The organism is Microcoleus sp. CAWBG58, from assembly GCF_020883045.1.
Lineage (GTDB): Bacteria > Cyanobacteriota > Cyanobacteriia > Cyanobacteriales > Microcoleaceae > Microcoleus.
In genome coordinates, this window is the sequence record NZ_JAHRFA010000099.1 from 1 (window position 1) to 23,618 (window position 23,618).

Consider the following 23,618-nt stretch of genomic DNA (forward strand, 5'->3'; position numbering starts at 1 on the left):
GCAAAAAGTCTTCAAGATTAGCTATTTAATCTTCTACTTTTTGAGTTTTTGAGCAACTGCTTGCCTGAGCTTCAAAGGTGGCTACTTTTAGCTGCGCTCATTTTTTAGTCTAAACTACAGTTAATAAAAATTATTCACAAATATCTACACCTCGATCTCAATCGTTATTCACTTGAAAACATTAAATAGTATTGACAGCAATACTCTCCTAAATGCCGCAATATATCTTGACGCTCTTCGGTTAAATTACTGACCTGCTTCGCTCCATTTATGGTCACTAAATGCACCGCCTGAAATATCTGAAATATCCAGCGCATTGTCGGCTTATCGGTCAATTTCTTTACCTGATTTTTCACTTGCTCGTTGGTAGCTGATAATTGTTGTCTCAATTTCCTTTGTGCCAGGTTATGTACTAACAAACACAGTCCCATTATCATTCCAATTGCTTCAACTCGCTCGGGCTTTTTCACGAATACACTCGAAGTAAAAAATAAAGGATCTTTGATAAATCTAAATCCTCTCTCATTACTTTGCTGCGCTTTGTATTCCGATAATACTTCTGAATTACTCACTGCTTCAGTATCTAAGATATTTGTGGCTAATATAAATCTCCCAGCTTTGACTTTTTCCGCTTCTATTGCTGAATCTCGGGGTTCTATTTCACCAGTTACTTGATAGATTTTTGTCTGTGTTTCGCTCGATTCTTTGAGCTTTCTTTTTGTTTTTTTTAACTGGCTTTTCTTGGGATTTAATTTCTGTTATTTGGTGATACTTCCATGAGTCTGATAACTTTTTTATCGCAGCTTCTGCATCGGGAATACAAGCAAAGTTTTGTTTAGACAGCCGGCCCAGTGTGGCTTTTGCAGATTCTAACTGTTTCTCTACTCTCTTGACTATTTTTTTAAGATCTGCTTGCTTTCTGATTTTACTTTCTATTATTAGCCATCTTTGCTTGATGTTGGCATACTCATTGGTTCTAGTTGCTATTTTATAGCCTTTTATTTGAGAGTCTTTCCACTCACTCTCTTTTATGTTGCAGATTTTATCTTGAGCTGATTTTATGCTTAATGGCACTCTGGTTATCCATTTCATTCCAGACAAAGCTGATAAATTTTATGCTGTGTATAAGGCACTATCTGCTACACATATTCCGTCAAATGTCCATTGATTTTTAAATTCTTTAAATCTCGCAACAAAGACACTTTTATCATCGGCGTTTCCGTCATCTATTTTGAGATACAATGGCACGTCTTCATCTCCAGTTACGATTGTTTGAATCATAAATTGCTTCAGGTCTGCTCTTTTATCTCTTGAATAACCGTGAACGATTTTTATGGTTTTCATAGAAGATTCTGTCTCCTCAGATTCTGTCTCAACTTCCTGGCCGTTTCCCTGACAGTTTTTGTAGGCTCCTTCTACTGATATTGAACTACTATCAAGGTGAACGCTTTTCATTTCTACTTGAAATTTTAGAGCCGCTTTTAGGGCAATTGCTGTGAAGAGTTTTGTCATTCCAGCTTGATGATATTTATCTAATGCTCTCCCGATTCTGTCATCATTTAATTGTTTGGGCGTTACTCCTTTTCCGATTAGATGTTCTATTGCTTTTCCCTCAAAAAATGTGTCAAATAGGTAGATTGGGGCGCTCAAAAAACCCAATCCGTTCAAAATCATTGCTTTCATTACTTGTCCTGGGCTTAGGGTTTCTTTACTTCTTATTCCCACTATTTTGTTGACGAATTCTACCAATTCCATTTCATCTATTATCCCCGCTACTATTCCCTGCAGGGTCTAAATTTACGATATTTATAGCTTCAGAGGGCTTTTTCATGGTTTTAAGGGTTGCTCTACTTGCACCAATTATTATATCTTAAAAAAGCCTCAAATAATTGCTCTGCAATCATTTGAGGCTTTGAGGATTCTGAATTCTTTTGAAATTAAATCCGATCGAATATCTGCGGAATGTGGGTTATAAGAATATTCGGGCTAAATTTAAATAAACCCGGCGGTTGAAACCGCGTCTACACAGACGAAACCAGCCTCCGCGGGTTGAAGATTTTACCTCTTCGTCCACGGAGGTGGACATCGTTTGTGTAGCCGCGATTTCCAATCGCCGTGAATTCTAATCGCCTTTAAAGTGATTTAATATTGAGGAACAGAAGAATCTACTTCTTGACTCCAAGCAGTAATCCCGCCCTTAACATTAATTCCCTCAATTCCGGCTTCCTTCAAAATGCCCAAAGCCTTCGCAGAACGGCCGCCCATTTTGCAATGTGCAATCAAGCGATGTCCGTTCAACAATTCTTTGACTTGTTGAACACCTTGGCCGTGTTCGATATCCGGTAAAGGAACCAAAACTGACCCAGGAATTTGAGCAATTTGATACTCGTTAGGATTGCGAACATCTAACAAGACAAAATCCTTGGCGCCACTGTCGATTAACTTTTTAAGTTCGGTGACAGTCATTTCAGGAATTTTCTGTTGTTCTGCTTCCTCGGCTTTAGCTTGAGGAATGCCGCAGAATTGTTCGTAATCGATTAACTTGTCAATTACCGGGCGCACTGGATTCGGCCGTAACTTCAGTTGGCGGAATGTCATATCTAAGGCGTTGTACAGCAACAATCTGCCGCTCAAAGTTGTACCTTGACCTAAGATGATTTTGATAGCTTCCGTGGCTTGAATGCAGCCAATGACTCCAGGTAAAACTCCTAAAACGCCCCCTTCCGCACAGGAAGGAACCATTCCAGGAGGCGGGGGTTCTGGATACAAATCGCGGTAATTCGGGCCGCCTTCGTAGTTGAAAACTGTGGCTTGTCCTTCAAATCGGAAGATGGAACCGTAGACGTTGGGCTTGTTCAAAAGCACTGAAACGTCGTTCATTAAATAGCGAGTCGGAAAGTTGTCGGTACCATCGATGATGATATCGTAGGGAGTGGCAATGGCGATCGCATTTTCGGAACTAACGCGAGTCTCGTACAAATCAACTTGACAAAAAGGATTGATTTCTAAAATTCGATTTTTCGCCGAATCAATCTTCGGCTTCCCAACCCAAGAAGTGCCGTGAATTACTTGGCGCTGCAAATTGGAATGGTCTACAACATCAAAGTCTACAATCCCAATGCGGCCAACACCGGCGGCTGCTAAATACAGCAGCAGTGGCGAACCGAGCCCTCCCGTACCGACGCAGAGCACGCTAGCTGCTTTGAGACGCTTCTGCCCTTCCAATCCAACTTCTGGCAGGATCAGGTGGCGAGAGTAGCGTTCGTATTCTTGTTTGTTGAGCTGGATCTCGTCCAGATTAGGATTTAGCATGATATTCTGTTATACGCCGATTTTGAATTACATCCTATCTGAATCTTTCCCATTTTTGCGTGTTTGTTGTGTTTAGTAATTATTTCTTAATCTGAGTCGGTTCGATCGCGATAATTTCCTCTGCTTGAAAGTTTCCCTCTGCGTCAAGACTCCAACTGCGGAGGTCTTCTGAACTGCCTTGCCGCACGGACACTATGATGTAAGAGTATTGGGCCCAGGCCATTTTGCGATCGCACTCCGAGGGCACTGCTGCACAATCCGGGTGAGAATGGTAGATGCCGATGATGTCTAAATTGCGATCGCGCCCGTGTTTCATCGCCCGCAACATATCTTCAGGCTTAATAGCATATCTGCGTCTTTCTGTCAATCCTGTTTGTTCGGGCCAATTCTCCTGGGCTTGGGCACTCCAAGCATTGTCGGCCGGCCAAACTTCTACTAAAGTTTTAATATCGTCAGCGATCGTACCTAACAATAAGCCGCAGCATTCTTCTGGATAAGCGCTTTCACCGTGGCTGCGGATTGATAATATTTGTTCGGGGGTGAGTGTGATATTTTGCATTTTTTATAGGCTTTTTTCAATGAACCGTGAAGGCGCGAAGGACGCGAAGGAAGAGAGAAGAAGGGAAGGGAAAGTTTTTATATAACTAATGTTAAATAAACCCGGTTTCTTTTTATAAATCTTGAGTTTATTAACGAAGAATTCCTGAAGAAACCGGGTTTATAATGCCGTGCGTAAGTGCTGGGCTATTTAGCTTTCAATTGCTATTAAGTCGGAGTTTGCTGCAATTCGGGACGTTCGTCTGGGACGATCGCATTTTCGACAGGACACACCTGCAAACAAATGCCGCAGTCTATGCAGGTGTCGAAGTCAATCCAAAACCAATCGGTGCCTTTGACGTTTTTGCCGGGGCCCGGGTGAATGCAAGCAACCGGACAAGCGCCGACGCAATCAGCAACTCCTTCGCAGATATTTGTAACGATAGTGTGCGCCATGTTTCTAGTTTAGATTTTAGATTTTGGATTGGACATTATATCATGTCTTTCTAACTACAGCAGTACAATCGGTTCGTAGTGAGGACTTTAGTCCTATGGTTTTATGCGGACTGAAGTCCTCACTACGAACTGGTTTGTAGTGAGGACTTTAGTCCTCTGGTTTTTTGCGGACTAAAGTCCTCACTACGAACTTTGCGGACTGAAGTCCTCACTACGAACTTTTTTAGAATTTGATTTTTTGGTTTTTTTGCGGACTGAAGTCCTCACTACGAACCGTTTTTATTGCTGGTAATTGGTTGGACGCGATTTTAGGAATTAGGTTTCAAATCAATCCTAGTTTACTGTTTCAATTGTTGGGACGCCTTCGGCATTTATCCAAGCAATTTGACCGATTCTGCGATCGCGCGCGTAGTCCCTGACTTCCTCTTCTGTCTCCCGACTCTCCAAATCTATTTCCACCCGCACTAGGTGACTGGACTCTCGGAGTTTGCGGGCATGATCGAAGGCTGCCGCTGCGGCTTCGGGTGTTTGAGCCACTACCAACCATTCGCTGGCTGCTGTCTCTGCGGGCAACTGACCCTCTGTCAGCAAAACTTGGTGCAAATCTTCAATATTCAGACAAAACCCGATGCCGGGGGAATTTTGCCCTTGGGGGTCGAACAGTCCTAGCAGTTGGTCGTACCGTCCGCCTTGTCCTAATACTCGCTGTCCGCTCTTGCTGCTGCTGACAACTTCAAACACTATTCCAGTGTAATAGTCAAAGGTTTGAATTAAACTCAAATCGAGGTGGATGTGAGATTTCAGATTGGGGATTTTTGCTTGACATTTTTCCAGCAGTTCGATCGCACTTTTGAGTTCATTTAATGCGGCTTGCTGCGGCACATCTAAATCCAGCTTCGCCACAATCTCCAATACATCTTCTGGGCGGCCGCGCAAGTCAAATAACAGCAGAGCTCTTTCTCGCAATTCGTCCGACAGTGGCAAAGTTTCCAAGGCTATGCGATCGAGATTGGCGATCGCCGATCGCACTTTTTGGCGCACGTTTGGCCCAAACGGTTCTAGCAAACTTGCAGTTAAGCCCGCTTCTCCCAGCACCAAATGCCAGTCATCTATTTCTAAGTTTTGCAAGCACTCAGACAGCAGCAGCAGCACTTCGGCATCCGCAACGCTGCCCCCCGCGCCCAGCAGTTCTACCCCCGCTTGATAGAACTCCTGTTGCCCGCCTGAACCCGTATCTGAGCCTTTGCGGAAGACATTGGCGTTGTAGTAGAGGCGCTGGGGCTGCCAGTTTGTCCCGGACATCCGCATTGCAGCCGCCCGGGCGATGGATGCTGTCAATTCCGGCCGCAAGCCGAGCTCTCCATCTTCAGCGTCTTGGAGTTGAATTAAGGTCGATCGGTCGATCGCGCCCCCAGCCATCAACGTCTCCAGCCTTTCTAGAGTAGAAGTAATAATCCGGTGATAGCCCCAGCGGTGAAACACCTGCTGCAAGCGCCGTTCGATCGCAATTTTTTGAGCAACGTCAAGGGGCAATAAATCTCTTGCACCCGATGGGGGTTGGTGAACCATATCAATTTTAGATTTTAGACCTTAAATTCTATACCAATTTCACAAAAGAACGCTACTTCAGGCAAGTTCCCAACTCTCACCAGTCAATTATTCCCCATTCTTTAATTGAAAATCGTATCTGATTGGACTTAGAAGCTTGGCTTTAGGAGGCGTTGTTAAAGTCGAACGCCGCCACTCTAACATTCGACTTTAACAAATTAAAGTATCAAAAATATGCTTGCGATCGGAATACCGGGGATTGAGACCGCCGTATTATCTTCTCAACGATGATTCAAAACTGACTAATGACTAATGACTAATGACTAATGACTGCTGTTCGCGAGCGGGGACAGCACTAATGACTAATGACTAATGACTAATGACTAATGACTAATGACTAATGACTAATGACTAATGACTAATGACTAATGACAACTTATTATTTCTTCTTCCCGCCAAACAAACTTGCAAAAAATCCCGGTTTCTCCTGATCTTTTTTATCCTTTGCGGAAGCTTGTTCCAGCTTTTTCTTCACCTCCAAAGCCGTCGGTTCTTCAGAATTTGATGCCAAAGCTTTTTGCACCTCAAGTTTTGCCATTGTGGCTTGATTTTGTTGAAAGTAACACATTGCTAACAAACCGTGGGCTTGGCTGGATTTCGGTTCGCGCTTTACGGCTTCTTTCAACTCCAAAGTTGCTTTAGCGTAATTTTTGCTGTCCATGAATCCTTGAGCTCGTTTGCAATATTCTTCCGCCAGTGAGATTAGGGGTTTGGATGGTGGTAGAGGGGTAGCAGTCGTCGTGGAGTCTATTTTTTTTGTCACTTTGTCATCTGGGGTTGCTGCTTTTGTGGCGGTGCTAGTTGTGCCTGTGGCTGTTGGTGGCGAACTGACTCCAACCCCAACAACACCGCTAAGGCGCTCTTTTCGCAGCAAGTAAACCATGTTGAGTTCGCTAATTTGATCGATCGCATCTTGGGCTTCTTGAACCGACTCGTACTGCTTGAGAGCGAGTTTGCCAACTGCTGTTTTATAAGCTTCTTCCAAATCTTTAGCGGTAGCTAACTCTTTGGCTGCTGCGCTTTCGATTTGCATTTTTGCTTGTTCTTTAGCAACGCGCTTGGCGATGGCTGCTAATAGCAGGTTGTATTCTTTGCGATCGCTTTCCTTAGAGAATTTGTTGTAGGCGGGATTGACCACTTTTGACAAAAATTGGTTGGCCCAATCTTTATCCGCTTGGTCTTCAAAAGAGCAAGTATCCGAATGCAAGCGGCGGGCGATTTTCATGTAGCGCTTGCGGATGTCGTTAAACTCGGCATCTAAGGGAACTCCCAAAATTGCGTGCTGATCTGTAAACTCGTACTTAAACAGCCCTTTTGTCATTTCAAAAGACATAACTTTTACTCTCGCTTTCCTGACCTTTGACTATTCTTTAATGTAGCCTGACTTCAGGGGTTGTGACCCCCGTACTATCCCTGAGTCCTTGCTGTCGAAGCGTTACCTCCAGGAAGATAAGGGCGGAACTGAAAGCAATGCACCGCTGAGTTCGGCGTGTATTTTGCCGTTTGTCGCCAAAACCCGACCCGAGCTCATCTCAAAGGCACCGCCGTCATAGGCTGTAACTTGACCTCCGGCTTCAGAAACGATGAGTACACCGGCTGCTACATCCCAAGGGGAGAGTCCCCGTTCCCAGTATCCGTCCAATCGCCCGCAGGCTGTATGTGCGAGGTCTAGGGCTGCGGAACCGCTGCGCCGCACGCCTTGGGTGAGGTGAGTCAGGTGACAGAATTCGGCATAGTTATTGTCTGCTGTTTCGCGCCGATCGTATGCAAAGCCAGTCACTAGCAAGCTGGTTCTCAATTCTAAACTTTGCGAAACTGCGATCGGCTTGCGGTTGCAGGTTGCCCCCAATCCTTTGCCCGCTCGAAATAATTCGTTATGAAAAGGGTCGTAAATTACGCCAATTTGTGGTATACCGTCGATTAAAAGTCCGATCGACACAGCGTAAAAAGGATATTGGTGAGCGTAATTAGTTGTACCGTCCAAAGGGTCGATCGCCCACAGGTATTTGCTAGTTGCATCCCCTAATTTGCCCGATTCTTCAGCGAGGATGGCGTGTTCGGGTACGTGGCGGCCCAGAATTTCTAAGATGACGGCTTCTGAGGCTTTGTCGGCTTCTGTGACTAAATCGCCCGATCGGCCTTTTTCTTGAACATTTTCTAATTTGCCGCAGAAAGATTGCAGCACGGAACCAGCGGCGAGGGCTGCTTCGGTGGCTATTTCAAGGAAGTTTTGCAGTTGATTGTCTATCATTATGAAGGAAGAAGGAAGAAGGAAGAAGGAAGAAGGAAGAAGTAAGAAGTAAGAAGGAAGAAGTAAGAAGTAAGAAGGAAGAAGGAAGAAGTAAGAAGTAAGAAGGAAGAAGTAAGAAGGAAGAAGGAAGAAGGAAGAAGGAAGAAGGAAGAAGGAAGAAGGAAAAACGAACCGCGAAGACGCGAAGGACACGAAGAAAGACGGAAAAAAGAAGAGGGAGGAATAATCTCAATGAAATGACTAATGACTAATGACTGCTGTTCGCTCTTCGGGGACAGCACTCTTGACTACTGTCAACTGATTAACGCTGTCAACTGTCAACTGTCAACTGTCAACTGTCAACTGTCAACTGTCAACTGACTATTTCCGATTTTGCTGTCGGAATTCTGCGGGAGTTTGGCGCAAAGCTCGTTCTGGATTCCACAGGCCTTTACCCATGAGTCTCGCCCATTCTTGAGCGTTGACGAGTCGTTGTTGATATTTGGTATTGCGCGATCGCACCGAGGCCAAAACGTAACCTTCTTTGACTAGCAGTTCGTTGAGCAAAATTTTATCTTGCCACAAATACGCTAGTTTGCGATCGAACTGGTCTTTCTGTTCGATGTCTGATTCTAACAATACCTCTTTCCCTCCAATTAGCTGTTCTAATCTTTGTTTCGCTGCTTCTCCCCAAGGCTGCTGTTTTAAATCGGGTGCATCAATCCCAATCAGCCTGATTTGTTCTAATAAGGCGATTTTGTCGGCTGTACTGATAACTTCGATTGTTTGGCCGCTGATAGCCCTTTCTACTTTGGCGATCGTACCTTGGGGCATTTCTGGTTTTTGGCAGCTAGCTAGCAACACGCAAAGGACGATCGCAAATAACCGATAAAGCATTGGGAATTGGGAAGTAGTAATTGGAGAATTAGGCGAAGCGTAGCGGAGGGAAAATTAAACTTTTATGTTTCCGAAATAAACCTTTTTCCAGTGTAGTGCTGTCCTCGAAGAGCGATCGAACATTCCCGATCGGGTTATAATTCCGATTTAACCGGATTTGCTCTCATTCTTCATCCAACGGCAAACCGACTTTCACTTTACCCTTACCGAAATAGCGGCCGAATTGCAATTCGTACACTTCATCTTCGTCTTGCGTCTCTACCTCAATATTAGAACGGGGATAGCAGACGCATAGCAAAGCATAACCCTCTTTTTGCAGTTCCACAGAAAGTCCCATTGCTTCAGGCTGGTGCAGTTGTCCCGACTTGACGCGCACCGCACAGGCTGTACAAGCGCCGTTGCGACACGAAAAGGGCAATTCCACGCCTTGGTTTTCGGCACTTTGCAGGATGTACCTGTCTTCGGGTACTCGCACAGTGTGGCGATCGCCCGTTTGTCTGTTATGAATTTTAATTGTGTAGGAGCGAGTCATAGGGATTTTAGATTTTAGATTTTAGATTTTAGATTGGACTTGGGAGACAAAATCCTTGATATGAAAGCGTTTGCGACACAGGGCAGCAGAATTTTACTCGCCCGTTTAACACCATACCCACATTAAACAACAAATTTATGCCGTTACCCCTTCCCAAATCAGATTTGTTCTGCTAAGATAGTTTAGCTGTGGCTGAATGAATTCATTTAGCCCTGGAGAGGTGGCCGAGCGGTTGAAGGCGCACGCCTGGAAAGTGTGTTTAGGGCAACTTAACGAGGGTTCGAATCCCTCCCTCTCCGTTAAACAAGCTGTTTAGGCAAAAACAACAGCTTGCAAAAAATCTCTGGTATGAGATAAATATTTCAATTCGATCGCCCCTGAGTTTTTTTGATAAAGCCTGGGGCGATGCCTTTATATTTTTGAGTGTAAATTAGCAGTTGTGACGGATCGGGCTCCCATATTCGGTACGTTGTTGGGCTTTAGCCCTCTTAGTGTTTAATGATTGGCGTTGCTTAATCAGGGCATGAAAATGGATAACTTGAAAGTTCACCTATATTGACTGACTGGCTTGTTCATTTGGCGTTGCTGAACTATGGTATGATAACACGATCGTCGGAGTGTCAAAAATCACACACATTTAAAAGAAATATTATGCAATGCCCGGAATGTCAGTCAACCCATATCAATAAAAATGGTCACAAAAAAGGCAAGCAAAATTATATTTGCGTCAGATGTAAAAGACAATTTATAAATGATTATCAATCTCAAAAAGGATACTCGGCAGAAGTGAAACGCGAATGTTTAAAAATGTATGTTAATGGCATGGGTTTTCGAGCCATTGAAAGAGTCAAAAATGTACATCATACTACAATTATTAATTGGGTAAAACAAGCTGGAGAAATCTTGCCAAATTGTTACGATCCAGAAACGACTCCTTCGGAAAGAGAATTAGATGAGTTACAAACATTTGTCGGTTCAAAAAAAAACTTGCACCTGGCTGTGGACGGCGGTAGACCATTTTAAGCCAGGTATTTTAGGATGGGTTTTAGGAGACCATAGCGCCAAAACTTTTGAACCACTATGGGAAATTGTTAGTAAATGGAACTGCTACTTTTATGTGACAGATGGCTGGAAAGTTTACCCAAATTTTATTCCGGAGGGAGACCAAATTATTAGCAAAACCTATATAGCGGTTTTCACAAAGATTCGCGGACGTTGTTGGGAAGAGAGCCCTCTTGGTTTAAGCGGTTATATAAGCTGTCAGTTATACCTCATCTTTTTGAGAAAGGCTATATAGCGGTTTTCACAAAGATTCGCGGACGTTGTTGGGAAGAGAGCCCTCTTGATTTCAGCGGTTATGTAAGCTGTCAGCCATACCTCATCTTTTTGAGAAAGGCTATATGACCAGAGTTGAGGGTGAAAATACAAGACTCAGACATTACTTGGCTCGACTAAAAAGAAAAACTCTTTGTTATTCTAAGTCGTCACAAATGCTAGAACATTCAATTAAATTACTAATTCATTATCTGAAATTTGGAGATGTTCCAATTCCCAATCAAAATACCAGAAATCATTTTCGGCTCCAATCTCGAATTTTTTCTGGTCTCATACCCTGATTCAGCAACGCCGATAAATTGTATAGGGTGCGTCGCTGTCAGATTTTCAATCTTTAGTTCGGTATTCTTCATAGCGACACACCCTACAACTCGGCGGTTGAAACCGCGTCTAGACAAACGAAGTCTGCCTCCGCAGACTAAGAATTCTACTTATTTCCAGGCTCTGCCTTCAATTATCGTCCACAATCGAGGTAGAGCCTCTAAACATCGGTTCCCAGGCAGAGTCCGGGAACCAGGAAAAAGACTAAAGTCTTTACTACAAACGATCTTGTTTCTTACCCTAAAAAGAAACAATCAAGTAACCGTTCTGGAATTTAGCACCCGTGACAGATTTGCCAGTTAGCGCCGGAGGAAGCAAGATATTGCGCCGCTGATCGCCCGCTTCGATCGTCACTTCCGGCCCAGATTGAATCAATTTAATTTCTTTCTTGTCAAACCCAGGCAAAAACAAACTCACTAAACGCTGTGCAGTGTTGATGTTAATCGGTTTAGGAGCTTTCCCAGCTTCAGAAAAATCTGGCAAAGCATCAATTAGCGGTTGCCAATTATTGTCGCTGTGGGCCGGCACAGAAACAGCCGTCAAAGGCTCAAAATCAGCAGCAATCGTTTCTGTAAGCGGTGCTTGATTGACAATCACACCGCCCACAGTCAAACCAACTTGTTGAGAACTTCCCCACAAATAGCGGGCTGTGCCGATCGCACTTGCATCCCCAGTCGTCACCAAATAAGCCGCCGTGCGGTTCGGATCTGCCAGCGCTTGCTTGCCCTTATCCAACAGATTATCGACTTGCTTCGTAGACTGAAAAGCATTGTCTCCCGACATATCCACTGTCAACACGGTACTGACAACCGGTTGAATAAAAGGCGACAAAGCTTTGCCCAAATCGGAATCTACCAACGCTTGACGGAAGCGACGGATGTACCAGCTCAAAATTTCCGGCATTCCCAACATCCGCAGCGTATCCATGCCGCCGCTACCGTCATACACAATGACATCGTATTGTTTGCTGTCGTCGTATTCCCGAAGTTCGTTCAAAGCCAGCGCGCTGTCCATCCCCGGTAAAACTCCCAATTCTTGCCCGTAAATCTGCTTGAAAAACGGAGTGCGGACATATTGAGCTTCTAGTTGTTTAATTTCGTCCCACCTGCGTTCTAGCAGCGGCGCGCTTTGCACCTGAACTGCTTTGAAGTTGGGGGCGATTTCCTGTGGCGTGGGAGTTAGGGGGACTCCTAGCAGAATACCCAATGCAGGCCCCGGATCTTGGCCGAGTAGCAGAACTCGCTTGCCTTGAGCGGCATATTTTTTAGCTGTTGCGATCGCGATCGTGCTGCGGCCAGTGCCGCCTTTGCCCAAAAATGTCAAAATCAAAGCCATTTTCTGTTCTCAGTGCCAAAAGCTTACTACTTAACATTTAAGCGCAAGCTCGATCGAGAGTGGGAGAGTATGACAGTTGACAGTTGACAGTTGACAGTTGACAGTTGACCTGTGTTAGGGGCGGTGCTAAGAGTGCCCGCCATCTCTTAGTTGTCAGTTGTTGTGGGTAGCAGCTAACAACTCACACATCAGGAATCAGAAAGAACAACTACCTACTGCCTACTGACAACTGCCTTCTGTTAAACGGCTTCTAGCTCATCTTCAAAGAACCAAGTCGCAAAACCGTCAAACTTGACAACCACGCCTACTCCGCTGCCATCAACCATTCTGAATCCGTCAACAGTGCCTACTGGATTTTCCTTTATCTTGCCCACCATATTTGCAGGTATCCGATCTCTGAGACGGCGTACCTTAACTCTCTGACCTACTTCTATTGCCACTGAAATTGTTCTCCTGCTCTACATAACTTATATACAAGCGTTCATTTTACCGTTTGGCGGTCTCGATCGAGCAGCAACACCACCGGGCCCGATCGCCCGCCATGATTTTCCAGCGAAATTTTCGATCGAATTTCCCTAAAAGACGGTATTCTAGTCGGAGTTGCTCGATCTTTGCCCTCTTCTCGCTCGGCCCAGCCTGCGTTGGTTGCACAGGCACAAGCTCCACTCCCAAAGCCAGCCGCACCACTTATATCATTATTTTTTATCGCTTCCCAAAGGGAATCTTTTTATTAATTGCCACAACTACAGGATTTCTTCCCAATTATTCATCCTTCCGGCTGAAGCCAAAAGACCTTTACTAGCAGTAATTAATTTTATGTTTGCTATATATAAATATTCGCTCTTTCCTATTGAGAGCGGCGAAAACTCTTGTTCTGCAAGACTCTTGGTCTGGGGAACCCAAAAATCACACATCAAATCTGAGGAAACTGCCTCGTTGTAACAGTTTACTAAATTTTGACAATAAAAAAAAGATTTAATGGTAAGCTTTCTTGCTGATAAAGCTTATTTTGGCTGCTGTTTTATGGCAAAAAAAATGGAACGATTTCCGGATTTAAGAAGTCTAATAAAGCAAATGAAGTCTAAGAACTTCAACATGACAAAATAGAAAATATGAATAAAATTTTTACTTGCTGGCGATCGACCAAAATTCCACTCCTAAGTTTGTCCTTAGCTGTGCTGGCAAGTCTTTCAGCCTTTCGCTCTACGATCGCCAGTCCGCTATCTCCATCCCCCCAACAGCAGTCAAACCCTACTAAAATTATCTCGGTCGATCGACCCCCAGCACCACCAACAGGCTCAAAGTCTCCAAAATTTCCGCAAATGGCGGCCGCAAATCTCTCCCCAACCAAGACAATCAACGCTCAGGGAAAAGCAGCCCGACGATCGCTAGAAATTCAAGAAATTCGCGGTACTGTCACCTTTAAAGGGCGGCCCGCCGTCGTGGGCGATCGGCTCCTCGCCCCCGGAGACGAAATCATCACCGGCACCGATTCCACAGCCCGCTTAGCGATCGAAAACAACACCGGCATCGTTGAAGTTGCCGAAAAAACGGCAGTTAGAATATCGGATTTGTCAAGCACTTCAGGCGAAAACGACACAGCTATTTTTGTCAGCAGGGGACGAGTGAGATTGTCGATCGGCAAAACTGCTGCGCCCACGGCCGCAGCTCAAACCTCAGCAATTATCCTCCCGATCCAGATTGCTGCCTTAAATACCTTCAGCGGACTTGCCGAAACCAGTCAAATTGCCCAACAAAAAAAATCTCCCAGAACCGCCCCAGTCAGAGTTGAAACCCCCCAAGGTGTCGCCGGAGTCAGGGGTACATCCTTTGGCGTCAGCGTCGGCCCAGACGGCAAAACCGGAGTCGAAACTATTGAAGGTTCAGTCGGAGTGTCTGGCAAAAACGACTCCGAAGTAGTTGTCAACCGCGGTAATGCCACGGAAATTTTCCCTCAAACTCCCCCCGCACCGCCATCAGCCAGCCCTCGCTTAGCCGAACTCAAAGTCCGGAGTTTGTCGAGACTCGGTGGCAATATCTATCGCTTCAGCGGTCAAATTAACCCGATCGACATAATTTATGTCAACAACCAAGCCATTAAGATCGATCGAGAGGGAAAATTCAAAATCCAAGGAATTTTACCTCCCAGCCGCCGCCTCAAAATTGTAGTGAGAGGATCGTCTGTCAGAGAAAAGCATTACAACCTCGCAGTTCCCTAAACAACTCCAGGGCGAACATCAACATCGAATGTCAATTATTGCGTAAAATTAATTGAATGAAGTTCAAACAATTGATCGAGCATCTGAAACACAATCAACTGATTGGCATCCGGCAATATCTCATCACAAATCCTCCCTGGCTGACAGGCGCCGCAGCAGGAATAATGTCTGTCGCCATGCTGCAATTGGGAATGTGGAAACCCCTTGAATATTTGGCATACAAAACCCTATTTCAAATTCGAGAATCGGGAGTTTTGCCAAATCCGGGTTGGGATGAGAGAATTGCGGTAATTGCGATCGAACCCCAAAGCTTGCAGGAATACGGTCAATTTCCGTGGCCGCGCAATCGCTACGCCGCCCTGCTGTCAGCTTTAAAAAAATTTCCCCCCACAGCAGTTGGTTTCGACATTCTTTTCCTCGATCCGAGTCCGAAAGATGAAATGTTAGCCGCTGCGATCGCCACAAATGGCAAAGTTGTACTCCCAAGAACCACCCAAGAACAACCAGTAGTATCTTTAAAAGCAGCCGCCGCAGGTGTCGGACATATAATGCACGAACCCAACAGCGACGGCGTTAGTCGCGATTCAAAAATATTTCTCGACTCCATTCCTAACTTCGGTTTAGTAATGACTCAGAGGTACAACGCTGCTAACCCGCAAAATCCTGTATTGCTGCCGCAGCCACAAAATATGCAGGAACAAACAGTCTGGGTTAACTGGCCCGGGAAAACACAAAATCTGCGTACCTATGCTTTTGTGGATGTTGTAGAAGGTAGAATTCCTGAAAATGCTTTAGCTGATAAATTAGTCTTAGTCGGCCTAGTCGCTACGGGTTTTGACCAGATATCTACACCTCTGAACAAGACTACTGCTGGGGTTTATTTATATGCAGCTTTAGTTGACAATTTGCTCAATCAGCGATTGCTAAAGCGACTGCCCGCAGTGCTAGAAATTTTGTTATTGTTGGGGATTGGCCCCCTTACTACTTCGGTGCTGTGCAACCGAGGTGTTAAAGCAAGAATTGCGATCGCCCTTGGTTTACCTGTAATTTGGGTTACGGCTGCTGCTGTATTATTTGGCTACTATTTTTGGTGGCTTCCCGTTGCCGCACCCATCGGCACCCTCATTTTATCTGGTACTGCTTTACAAGTGCGGGAACAGTACGAAAAACAGCAGTTGATGAGGTTATTTGAAAAACACGTCGCCCCCGAAACTGCTAAACTTATTTGGGAACGCAAAGCAGAGATATTTGAACAGGGAGAACTCGAACCTCAAGAACTTACAGCAACTGTGCTGTTTATGGATATTCGCAGTTTTACTTCAATTTCCGAAAAAATGCGGCCGCGGGATTTGCTCACCTGGCTGAACCATTATTTGGAAGCGATGACCGACTGTATTATGGATCACGGCGGCGTTGTCGATAAATACATTGGCGATGCAATTATGGCAGTTTTTGGCGTGCCTTTTTGCCATACAGAATATCCCGAAATTCAACAAGATGCTTTAAATGCCGTAGCAGCTTGCATCGCCATGCACGAAAAGCTGCACAAAATCAACGAGCAGCTTAGAATTGACCGCAAACCTTTAATTAAGTTTGGCATTGGTTTGCATACCGGACAGTTAGTTGCCGGCAGCGTCGGCGGTTCCCGGCGTTTGAATTATTCTGTAATCGGCGATGCTGTCAACGTTGCGGCTAGATTGGAGGCGATGAATAAGGAAATTGTGTCTGACAGTCCTTTTAATTTGTTGGTGACGGGGAGAACTTTTGCTTACGTGCGCGATCGCTACGAAGGGCAAAAAGTAGGAGCGATTCAATTGCGCGGTAAAAAAGAAGAAACTGTGGTTTATGCTATTTTGGGCGAAAAGCATTAGTCAGTTGACAGTTGACAGTTGACAGTTGACAGTTGACAGTTGACAGTTGACAGTTGACAGTTGACAGTTGACAGTTGTTAGTTGCCATGCCCGATGCCCCATGCCCGATGCCCTATGCCCAATTTAATCAAAGACACTCAGCCTTAGAGTTTTAGATATTTGTTCCAATAGAAACAAACCGCCGACAGAATTTCCCTCTTTATTCAAAGGCGGACTGTAAGATGCGATCGCCCCTTCGCCCGGAATAACCGATAACAAAGCCCCGCTAACTCCCGACTTAGCGGGAATTCCCACCCGCAGCGCAAAGCGGGCCGATGCTTCATACAAACCGCAAGTAGCCATCAGTGCTTTCACAGTGCGACAGTTTTCCGAGATCGCTTCACCACCATTTACCAACACCATTCCCAGCTTCGCCAAATCTTCTACACTTCCCGACAAACAGCAAACGCGATTGTAGGTTTCTAACGCAATTTCCGAGTTTTGTAGATAACCAGATTCCACCATTGCTAAGGCAAGATCCCAATTTTTTTGATTAGGCATTGCATTCACTGAATCGAGCATTAACTCGTCAACAAATAACTGACTTTTTGCCTGTTGGTTCAGCCAATTTCGCAGGTTTTGACAGCGCACCACCGCATTTTCACCGGGAATTAAAGACGCTAGGGCGATCGCCCCGCTATTAATCATCGGATTTCTCGGCTTCCCTTTGTCTGTTTCGAGTTGAGGCAGGGAATTGAAAGGAAGTTCCGAAGGATCGCAGCCCACGCAGTCAAAAACTGCTTTTTCGCCCAATTCGCACAGCAAGTAAAGCAACACGAAAGGTTTGACTGCGCTCATCAGCGGGAATGTGGTAGCAACACTGCCCCAGCTCAAAATTTGACCGTCAATTGACCAAATTTGCACGGAAAACCCTTGTCTGTCGGCTTCGGCAAGGAGAGGTACGTATGCGGGGACTTGACCGGATTTACTGCGATTAATTGCCTCTGTTGCCCAAGCTGCCAGTTGTTCGAGTTGCAGGGAAGATAGTTTGCTGGTGGGTGTTTTCACTGTCGGTTATTTAAATATTTGCGATCGCCCAAAATAAGTGAGGTTCGTAGTACGGACTTCAGTCCGTTTTTTGGCTGCGGACTGAAGTCCGCACTACGAACCAATTTTATCGTAATTGACCGGACATCATAATGAGAGCAAGTGCGATCGGCTTTCAGGCTGCGATCGTTACCGCCTGCGGGCAGCTAATCAATATTATTGACAAAATTTTCCTAAAAATTCTGTACTTTGCATAAAAACCTCCCTTTCACCCAGATAGATAGATAGGTAGCAGCATTAAGGCAGGGCTGCTACCCAAAATCAACAAGCACTAGCTTGAAATGCCTTCAACTTCTTATTTTTAATCCCCAATCTGGGGCGGGGTGCATATTTAATTTAATTTTTTCAGAGTTCGCGCAATCCTTTCCGGAAAACCCCCGAACCTCTGAGAATCTACTATCCAATCGGATCTACTCAAACCCAGGATAAAAAAAATGGCAGACGAACCGAAAACAGATGCAGCAGAAGCACCAAAACCCGCTCCGATGATTTTTAAGGGTGTCTGCAAGGACGGAGTTCTCAAAGGCAAAGAAATTGAAGGCAAATTAGATATCAAAGTAAACGTTGAATCTGTTAAAACCGCAGAAACACCTCCAAAAAAATCCAAGTGGGAGGAGCCTATATTTTGGGCGGTGTTTTTATTAACTGCCAACTTTGCCGTCGGCGATCCCGCCGGAATGAGAAAATACAGCCCCCCACAAAGGTCTCATTCTCAGCAAATGTTAAACCAATCTGGGGAGCAGTCGGTGTTGCCTCAAAAAAACACCACCAACTTGCCACTTTAGGCTCTGGGAGCCTGCCAGCCGCGCAAATAGTAATAAACAGACCCGAAATATTCATCGAATACTCGTGTCGTAGTTACCAAAGCTTCTGCACTGGGCAGGAAATCTGCCGCGTCTAAGCGCAGTTTGGAATGCCCTCCTGACACTGGCTGGTAAGTGTAGAAGTCCGTAGCTCTAGGAATCACCTGGATTCCCATATTCGCAAAAGCGAGGCTGGCACGCCGCATCTGAATTGCAGATGTTACCAGGATTACTTTGCGCCCGACGCCGCGGCTGTCGAGGATCTTTCTCACTTCCTCGGCGCTGGTGCGTATGTTCCTGCCATTATCGTCGAGAACGATATTGTTGCGCGGCACGCCCATGTTGCTTGCCAGCAAAGTCTGGATATCTTTGGCTTCGCCAGGATCGTTCTGTAAATTTGCTCTGGGCCCAGCACTAACAATCACCAAAGGTGCTAGTTCTTTTTTGTACAAAACAGCAGCATAGGGCAAGCGATTGCCTGTGTCTGTCAGTTGAATTGCTTCTCGGTTAGCGTTGTGACTGTTAGTCGTTCCCTTGCCCAGCAGGACGATCGCCGCTGCTGTTTCGTCGCAGCAAACTGTGCGGGCTGCGGCATCTCGTTCTGCCTGATCTGCGAACCAATAAGCCACCACCGGCATACTCGACAGAATCAAAACCAGCAGCGCAGCCAGGATCATTCTCGGCGCCGGGTTGCGGATGCCCCCGTTCGTGATCAGCGCCGATGCAATCACCAACAGTGTGATCGAAAAACCTAGCGGCTTAAAGAAGAAAGCTATTAAGCCGAAAATCGCTGCTCCGACTGGCGTGTCTGGGGCAAAAAAAGCTAGGAACAAAAGGCTGATCAGCAGCAAAACGCGCAGCCGGTCTATTAACGGATTGTCTTTGCCTCCTGATTGATCCCACCACGATTTGATCAGTGAGAAGAGGAGGAATAGAAATAGAATGCGAGCGAATAGTTCAGGCATCTTGCAATATTCTGTGTCTTCATAAATTAGTACGGAAGTGTGGAACGAGCGCTAATTTAGCTGCGGTAGGAAATGCCGGCATCGGTTGAGTTGGGTTGTTAACTTTGGCCGATCGCACAGTTCGATCGCATTTCTGAGAAATGCTCTATTCCAGTCAGCTATCAACTATTGGTTGCACGCAAGGAGATCCCGCTACTTCCAGTCAGTCGATTTTAAATTTTAAATTTTAGATTTTAGATTGACTCCACAGATGAATCTAGGAGCTTGCACTTTGGTCTAAAATTTTAGGCTCTCCACACTCATAGCGTCGGGGGGTTGTACCCGTTTTGGGGCGGGTCACAGATTGCTGACAGATAATTGGTAATCGATAGTTGGTTAAAGGTCGATCGGTAATTGATAATGGATGGAGCCAGCCGCAGGTGAAATTGACTTGGCAATTCAAGCCTGCTTTGTGCTGCTGCTATTTTCCCCATTATCTGTTACCCATTCACCAATCCCAATTTATCGGCGTTTCAGTTGATTCCGAATTGCCTGCGTTACCGTTTGAATTACTTTAACACGAGCATAATACTTGTTATCGGCCGCAATTATAGTCCAGGGAGCTGACGGGGTGCTGGTGCGCTGAACCATTTGATTCACCGCCACTTCATAATAATTCCACTTTTGGCGATTCCGCCAATCTTCAGGAGTGAGTTTGTATTGTTTAAATGGATTTTTTTCTCGCTCTGTAAACCGCTTTAGTTGCTCGTCTGGACTGATGTGCAGCCAGAATTTAACTACGACACAACCGAAACTGGTGAGTTGCTCCTCAAATTCGTTAATTTCCTGGTAAGCTCGGCGCCATTCGGGTTCGGTGGCAAATCCTTCCACTCGTTCGACCAGCACTCTACCATACCAACTGCGATCGCAAATGCTGATTTTACCAGCAGTCGGCAACCGCCGCCAGAACCGCCAGAGGTAGTGGTGAGATTTTTCTTCATCCGTGGGGGCGGCAAACGGATTAACGGTGTAACTGCGGGGGTCTAGAATGTCCGTCAAGCGTTTGATCGCGCCTCCTTTGCCGGCAGCATCCCAACCTTCAAACAGCACTAACACGGGGATTTCATCTTCGTCGATGCTTTGTTGCAGTTTGCCAAAACTGGTTTGTGCTGCGCGAAGTTCCTGTTTGTATTCGTCTGGCGACAGCGATTGAGTCAAATCTACTTGGGCGAGCAAATCGGGTTCAGTGGGTGCCAAGCTTTCTTGAGGCGGCAATTTCAGTGGCGTAGATTGCGTGGGGAGTCTCTCTAGGGCTTCTGTAATTGTCGCTGCCATTTGCGTTAAAACTTTGACTCTCGCCCAGCGCTGACAGTCGCCTTCTACTAGCGTCCAAGGTGCCGGGCCCGTGCCGGTTTGCACAACCATTTCTTCGGCTAAAGTTGTGTATTCTTGGTATTTTTTGGCTTGTTTCCAATCTTCGGGCCGCACTCGCCAAGCTTGTAAGCTGTCGTCTTCTAGTTTTTTGAGCCTGTGCTTGAGTTCTTTTTTGCTCAGGTGAATCCAAAATTTGGCAATTGCCGCGCCGTCATCTACCATCTGCCGCTCGAAGGCGTTGATTTGCCTGATGACTGTCGGTACTTCGGCGTCAGAAACTCTCTGGAACAATCGGTCTTCTAAAACATGAGTGTACCAACTGTGGTAGAAAAAACCAATCCGCCCTCGCGCCGGCAGTTTCTCCCAAAACCGCCACAGGAAAGGATAGCCCATTTCTGCCTCTGACGGCGGCCAAATCGGGTGGACGGCAAACCCCCGCGGATCCATGTACCCCACCATTTTTTTGACCAGGGCGCCTTTGCCGGCGGCCGCCCAGCCTTCGAGTACAATTATTGCGGGCAGTTTTTTTTCCCAGCAGGCTAGTTGGAGCGATCGCAACTGCTGCATTAAAACTTCGATTTTGGCATCGTAGGTTTCTTTGTCCAAGGAAATATCTAAATCGAGGTTGTCGAGCATATTGACCTCATGCAAATCCAAGAAAGCAGTTTAACGTTAGTTTAACGTTAGGATAAAATTAAATCTTCAAGTGCCACAAAAAGTTATAAAAACTACACTTATGCCCGGTTAAAAGTGCAGTCCTTCTCTAGCCCAATCCAGGCGATCGTTAATACAAACAAAACTCCCCTCACCTCAAACTTGCCAAAAAAAACCTGAGCGGTTATAGTTGAAATAGGGAACTTTTTAAGAGGTTCAACTGCTCCCCTCCCCCAAGCAGGAGAGTTAACAGGAGCAGCAACAAATCCCTGCAACAGGATTTATTGTAAGACAGAGCCAAAGTAAAAATCAACTACCCGGTGGGGGTGAAAACTTCTTTACTTAGCTGTATCAAATTTATTTAAATCATAGTTAATCGAGCATCAGCCTCGATAACTTCCAGAGCGCTGCTTGCGAACGTTGGGCGCTTCTCGGATCGGCAACTCAAATACAAAACTAGCCCAAAAGGGCAAACCAATTTTTATGATTGCGCTATGAGATAAAACCTGAAAGCCTGGGTGATATAGCAGTTGACAGTTGACAGTTGACAGTTGACAGTGAGACTGTTTATGGTGGCAGTCCAAGAGGATATATTCACGATCTCCTGAATGTCATAATTAATGTGGCGGTTGCTATATAAACAGGTTTCTGAGTTTTATCGACACCAAATTACATCTGCATTACATCCGCGTTGCTCCGCGTTTATCTGCGGTTAAAAATCAAAAACTAGGATTTTTGCAATAAATTTATTGTGCTTGTTTGACAATACCCACTGACAGGAACAGTCCGAATTTACGGATTGCAAAGTTTTCTATGAATATCTTGACAACACGCTCCTACAAAGGCGAAAGTGACTGGTGTGCGATCGCCAATTTAATCGATGCTTGCGAAGCAGTCGATGGAGTCGGCGAAGAAGTATCCGCCAGCGAACTCAAGCTTGTACTCGACGCCCCCAAACTCGACAAAGCCCGCGACGTACAGTTGTGGGAAGACGGAAACTACAGACTAATTGGTTTAGCACTCCTAGATATGCCCGATTCCCAGCATGAAATAGACGGCTGTCTCTGGTTTTACGTGCATCCAAAGGCGCGGGGCCAAGATTTGGAAAAAGATATCATTAAATGGGGCGAAAAGCGCCTGGGCGAAGTCTCGAAACAACGGAATTTGCCCGCGAAATTGCGTACCTACAGTCGGGAAGACGAAAGCGACGGGATGCGGCTGTTAGAGAAAGAGGGGTTTAAAGTCGATCGCTATTTTCTCACAATGGCGCGATCGCTCGCCGAACCAATTCCCGCACCCGAATTTCCCGCAGATTTTGCGCTGACGCACGTATCCGGGGAAAAAGACATCCAACCCTGGGTAGAAATGTTCAACCAATCATTTATCGATCACTGGAACCACCACGATTTAACAGCCGAAACCGTGCGATACTGGATGCAAGACGAGAATTATCAGCCAGAATTAGATTTAATTGCTGTTTCGGGCGATCGTAAATTTGCAGCATTTTGCGACTGTCAAATCAAACCCCAAAAAAATCCTCGCAGCGACGCCAAAGACGGTTGGATTGAACTATTGGGTACGCGGCGCGACTATCGCAAAATGGGATTAGGAAAAGCGATGCTGCTAGCTGGTTTGCACACCTTAAAAGCCGCAGGTGCAAATACAGCTAAACTCAGCGTCGATGCCGACAGTTTGACAGGCGCAACAAAGCTTTACAAATCAGTCGGTTTCCGCCCGATGGAAACTTGGCTGTCGTGGGCTAAACCAGTTTAAAACAAGGTTGGTACTCAAGGCTATATCCCCGACTTCTTTAATAAGTCGGGTATCTAACATGAATTGAAGAGTGTTTTTAATGCTGTAGGGGCGGGTTCACCAACAATAATCGCCACCAAAAAAACAATCTCGAAAACCCGCCCAACCCAACAAATAATATCAATGTACATTCAAATTTATGGTGTGGTGGGGGCGGGTTTTTATATCCCACATTCCGCAGATATTCGATCGGATTTAATTTTCAAAAAGATCATAATTTTTAAAACCTCAAATGGTTGTATAGCAATCATTTGAGGTTTTTTTAAGGTATAATAATTAGTGGCAGTATAGC

Annotated in this window: 19 protein-coding genes, 1 tRNA gene and 3 pseudogenes; 7 read left to right on the forward strand and 16 right to left on the reverse strand. The window is 45.5% G+C overall.

The features are described 5' to 3' along the window. Positions 1–164: 164 nt before the first annotated feature. From QZ918_RS28815 to QZ918_RS28855, 9 genes and pseudogenes are all read right to left on the reverse strand, one after another. Positions 165–1,831 (reverse strand): annotated as a pseudogene (locus QZ918_RS28815) (IS1634 family transposase). 311 nt (positions 1,832–2,142) lie between these two features. After that, positions 2,143–3,312 carry a molybdopterin-synthase adenylyltransferase MoeB gene (moeB, locus tag QZ918_RS28820; RefSeq protein ID WP_293155819.1) on the reverse strand — a complete coding sequence of 390 codons (1,170 nt, stop codon included), beginning with the start codon at positions 3,310–3,312 and terminating at the stop codon, positions 2,143–2,145. Between the two features lie 79 nt (positions 3,313–3,391). After that, positions 3,392–3,871 (reverse strand): M67 family metallopeptidase, encoded by a 480-nt coding sequence (locus QZ918_RS28825; protein WP_293341435.1) that lies wholly within the window; start codon positions 3,869–3,871, stop codon positions 3,392–3,394. Between the two features lie 206 nt (positions 3,872–4,077). Next, positions 4,078–4,305, reverse strand: a complete 228-nt coding sequence (locus QZ918_RS28830) for a ferredoxin family protein (protein ID WP_293155824.1) — start codon at positions 4,303–4,305, stop codon at positions 4,078–4,080. 333 nt (positions 4,306–4,638) lie between these two features. Further along, positions 4,639–5,874: an ATP phosphoribosyltransferase regulatory subunit gene (locus QZ918_RS28835; RefSeq protein ID WP_293341438.1), complete on the reverse strand. Its 1,236-nt coding sequence runs from the start codon at positions 5,872–5,874 to the stop codon at positions 4,639–4,641. Positions 5,875–6,292: 418 nt separating this feature from the next. Continuing rightward, a complete protein-coding gene (locus QZ918_RS28840) occupies positions 6,293–7,246 on the reverse strand; it encodes a J domain-containing protein (RefSeq protein ID WP_293341441.1) in 954 nt (317 codons plus the stop codon). Between the two features lie 102 nt (positions 7,247–7,348). Next, positions 7,349–8,164, reverse strand: coding sequence for an inositol monophosphatase family protein (locus tag QZ918_RS28845; RefSeq protein WP_293341444.1), 816 nt, complete (start codon positions 8,162–8,164; stop codon positions 7,349–7,351). Between the two features lie 360 nt (positions 8,165–8,524). After that, a complete protein-coding gene (locus QZ918_RS28850; protein ID WP_293155839.1) occupies positions 8,525–9,040 on the reverse strand; it encodes a thermonuclease family protein in 516 nt (171 codons plus the stop codon). Between the two features lie 163 nt (positions 9,041–9,203). Continuing rightward, positions 9,204–9,572, reverse strand: coding sequence for a 2Fe-2S iron-sulfur cluster-binding protein (locus tag QZ918_RS28855; protein ID WP_293155842.1), 369 nt, complete (start codon positions 9,570–9,572; stop codon positions 9,204–9,206). A 214-nt stretch (positions 9,573–9,786) separates the two neighbouring features. Between QZ918_RS28855 and QZ918_RS28860 the strand changes: the two genes are divergently transcribed. The 3 genes and pseudogenes from QZ918_RS28860 to QZ918_RS28870 all read left to right on the forward strand — a co-directional run. Then, positions 9,787–9,871: transfer RNA gene (locus QZ918_RS28860), tRNA-Ser, on the forward strand. A gap of 352 nt (positions 9,872–10,223) precedes the next feature. Continuing rightward, positions 10,224–10,785 (forward strand): annotated as a pseudogene (locus QZ918_RS28865) (IS1 family transposase); the annotation flags it as partial. Positions 10,786–10,969: 184 nt separating this feature from the next. Further along, a pseudogene (locus QZ918_RS28870) lies at positions 10,970–11,188 on the forward strand (IS1 family transposase); the annotation flags it as partial. A gap of 280 nt (positions 11,189–11,468) precedes the next feature. On the opposite strand, the gene QZ918_RS28875 reads toward QZ918_RS28870, so the two are convergent. From QZ918_RS28875 to QZ918_RS28885, 3 genes are all read right to left on the reverse strand, one after another. Next, positions 11,469–12,563 (reverse strand): Get3/ArsA fold putative tail anchor-mediating ATPase NosAFP, encoded by a 1,095-nt coding sequence (locus QZ918_RS28875; protein ID WP_293341447.1) that lies wholly within the window; start codon positions 12,561–12,563, stop codon positions 11,469–11,471. Between the two features lie 239 nt (positions 12,564–12,802). After that, positions 12,803–13,003, reverse strand: a complete 201-nt coding sequence (petP, locus tag QZ918_RS28880) for a cytochrome b6f subunit PetP (RefSeq protein ID WP_293155850.1) — start codon at positions 13,001–13,003, stop codon at positions 12,803–12,805. 46 nt (positions 13,004–13,049) lie between these two features. Next, positions 13,050–13,214, reverse strand: coding sequence for a hypothetical protein (locus tag QZ918_RS28885; protein WP_293341450.1), 165 nt, complete (start codon positions 13,212–13,214; stop codon positions 13,050–13,052). Positions 13,215–13,675: 461 nt separating this feature from the next. Here QZ918_RS28885 and QZ918_RS28890 point away from each other — a divergent pair, with 461 nt between their 5' ends. Together QZ918_RS28890 and QZ918_RS28895 are read left to right on the forward strand one after the other, a co-directional pair. Next, complete coding sequence (locus tag QZ918_RS28890) at positions 13,676–14,782, forward strand: FecR family protein (protein WP_293341453.1); 1,107 nt, start codon at positions 13,676–13,678, stop codon at positions 14,780–14,782. Between the two features lie 56 nt (positions 14,783–14,838). Further along, positions 14,839–16,653 (forward strand): CHASE2 domain-containing protein, encoded by a 1,815-nt coding sequence (locus QZ918_RS28895; RefSeq protein WP_293341456.1) that lies wholly within the window; start codon positions 14,839–14,841, stop codon positions 16,651–16,653. 123 nt (positions 16,654–16,776) lie between these two features. Here the strand turns inward: QZ918_RS28895 and glsA are convergent, their stop codons facing one another. Further along, positions 16,777–17,700 carry a glutaminase A gene (gene glsA, locus QZ918_RS28900; RefSeq protein ID WP_293341459.1) on the reverse strand — a complete coding sequence of 308 codons (924 nt, stop codon included), beginning with the start codon at positions 17,698–17,700 and terminating at the stop codon, positions 16,777–16,779. Positions 17,701–18,173: 473 nt separating this feature from the next. Here glsA and QZ918_RS28905 point away from each other — a divergent pair, with 473 nt between their 5' ends. Then, the gene (locus QZ918_RS28905) at positions 18,174–18,524 is read left to right on the forward strand and encodes a hypothetical protein (protein WP_293155868.1); all 351 of its coding nucleotides are present in this window, start codon (positions 18,174–18,176) and stop codon (positions 18,522–18,524) included. On the opposite strand, the gene QZ918_RS28910 is transcribed toward QZ918_RS28905, so the two are convergent. From QZ918_RS28910 to QZ918_RS28920, 3 genes are all read right to left on the reverse strand, one after another. Then, positions 18,521–19,507: a YdcF family protein gene (locus QZ918_RS28910; protein WP_293341462.1), complete on the reverse strand. Its 987-nt coding sequence runs from the start codon at positions 19,505–19,507 to the stop codon at positions 18,521–18,523. The genes QZ918_RS28905 and QZ918_RS28910 overlap by 4 nt on opposite strands. Positions 19,508–20,008: 501 nt before the next feature. Beyond that, positions 20,009–21,496: a polyphosphate:AMP phosphotransferase gene (gene pap / locus QZ918_RS28915; protein ID WP_293341465.1), complete on the reverse strand. Its 1,488-nt coding sequence runs from the start codon at positions 21,494–21,496 to the stop codon at positions 20,009–20,011. Positions 21,497–21,897: 401 nt separating this feature from the next. Then, positions 21,898–22,098 (reverse strand): hypothetical protein, encoded by a 201-nt coding sequence (locus QZ918_RS28920; protein WP_293341468.1) that lies wholly within the window; start codon positions 22,096–22,098, stop codon positions 21,898–21,900. A 229-nt stretch (positions 22,099–22,327) separates the two neighbouring features. Between QZ918_RS28920 and QZ918_RS28925 the strand changes: the two genes are divergently transcribed. Further along, positions 22,328–23,287, forward strand: coding sequence for a GNAT family N-acetyltransferase (locus QZ918_RS28925; protein ID WP_293341471.1), 960 nt, complete (start codon positions 22,328–22,330; stop codon positions 23,285–23,287). The last annotated feature ends 331 nt before the right edge of the window (positions 23,288–23,618 follow it).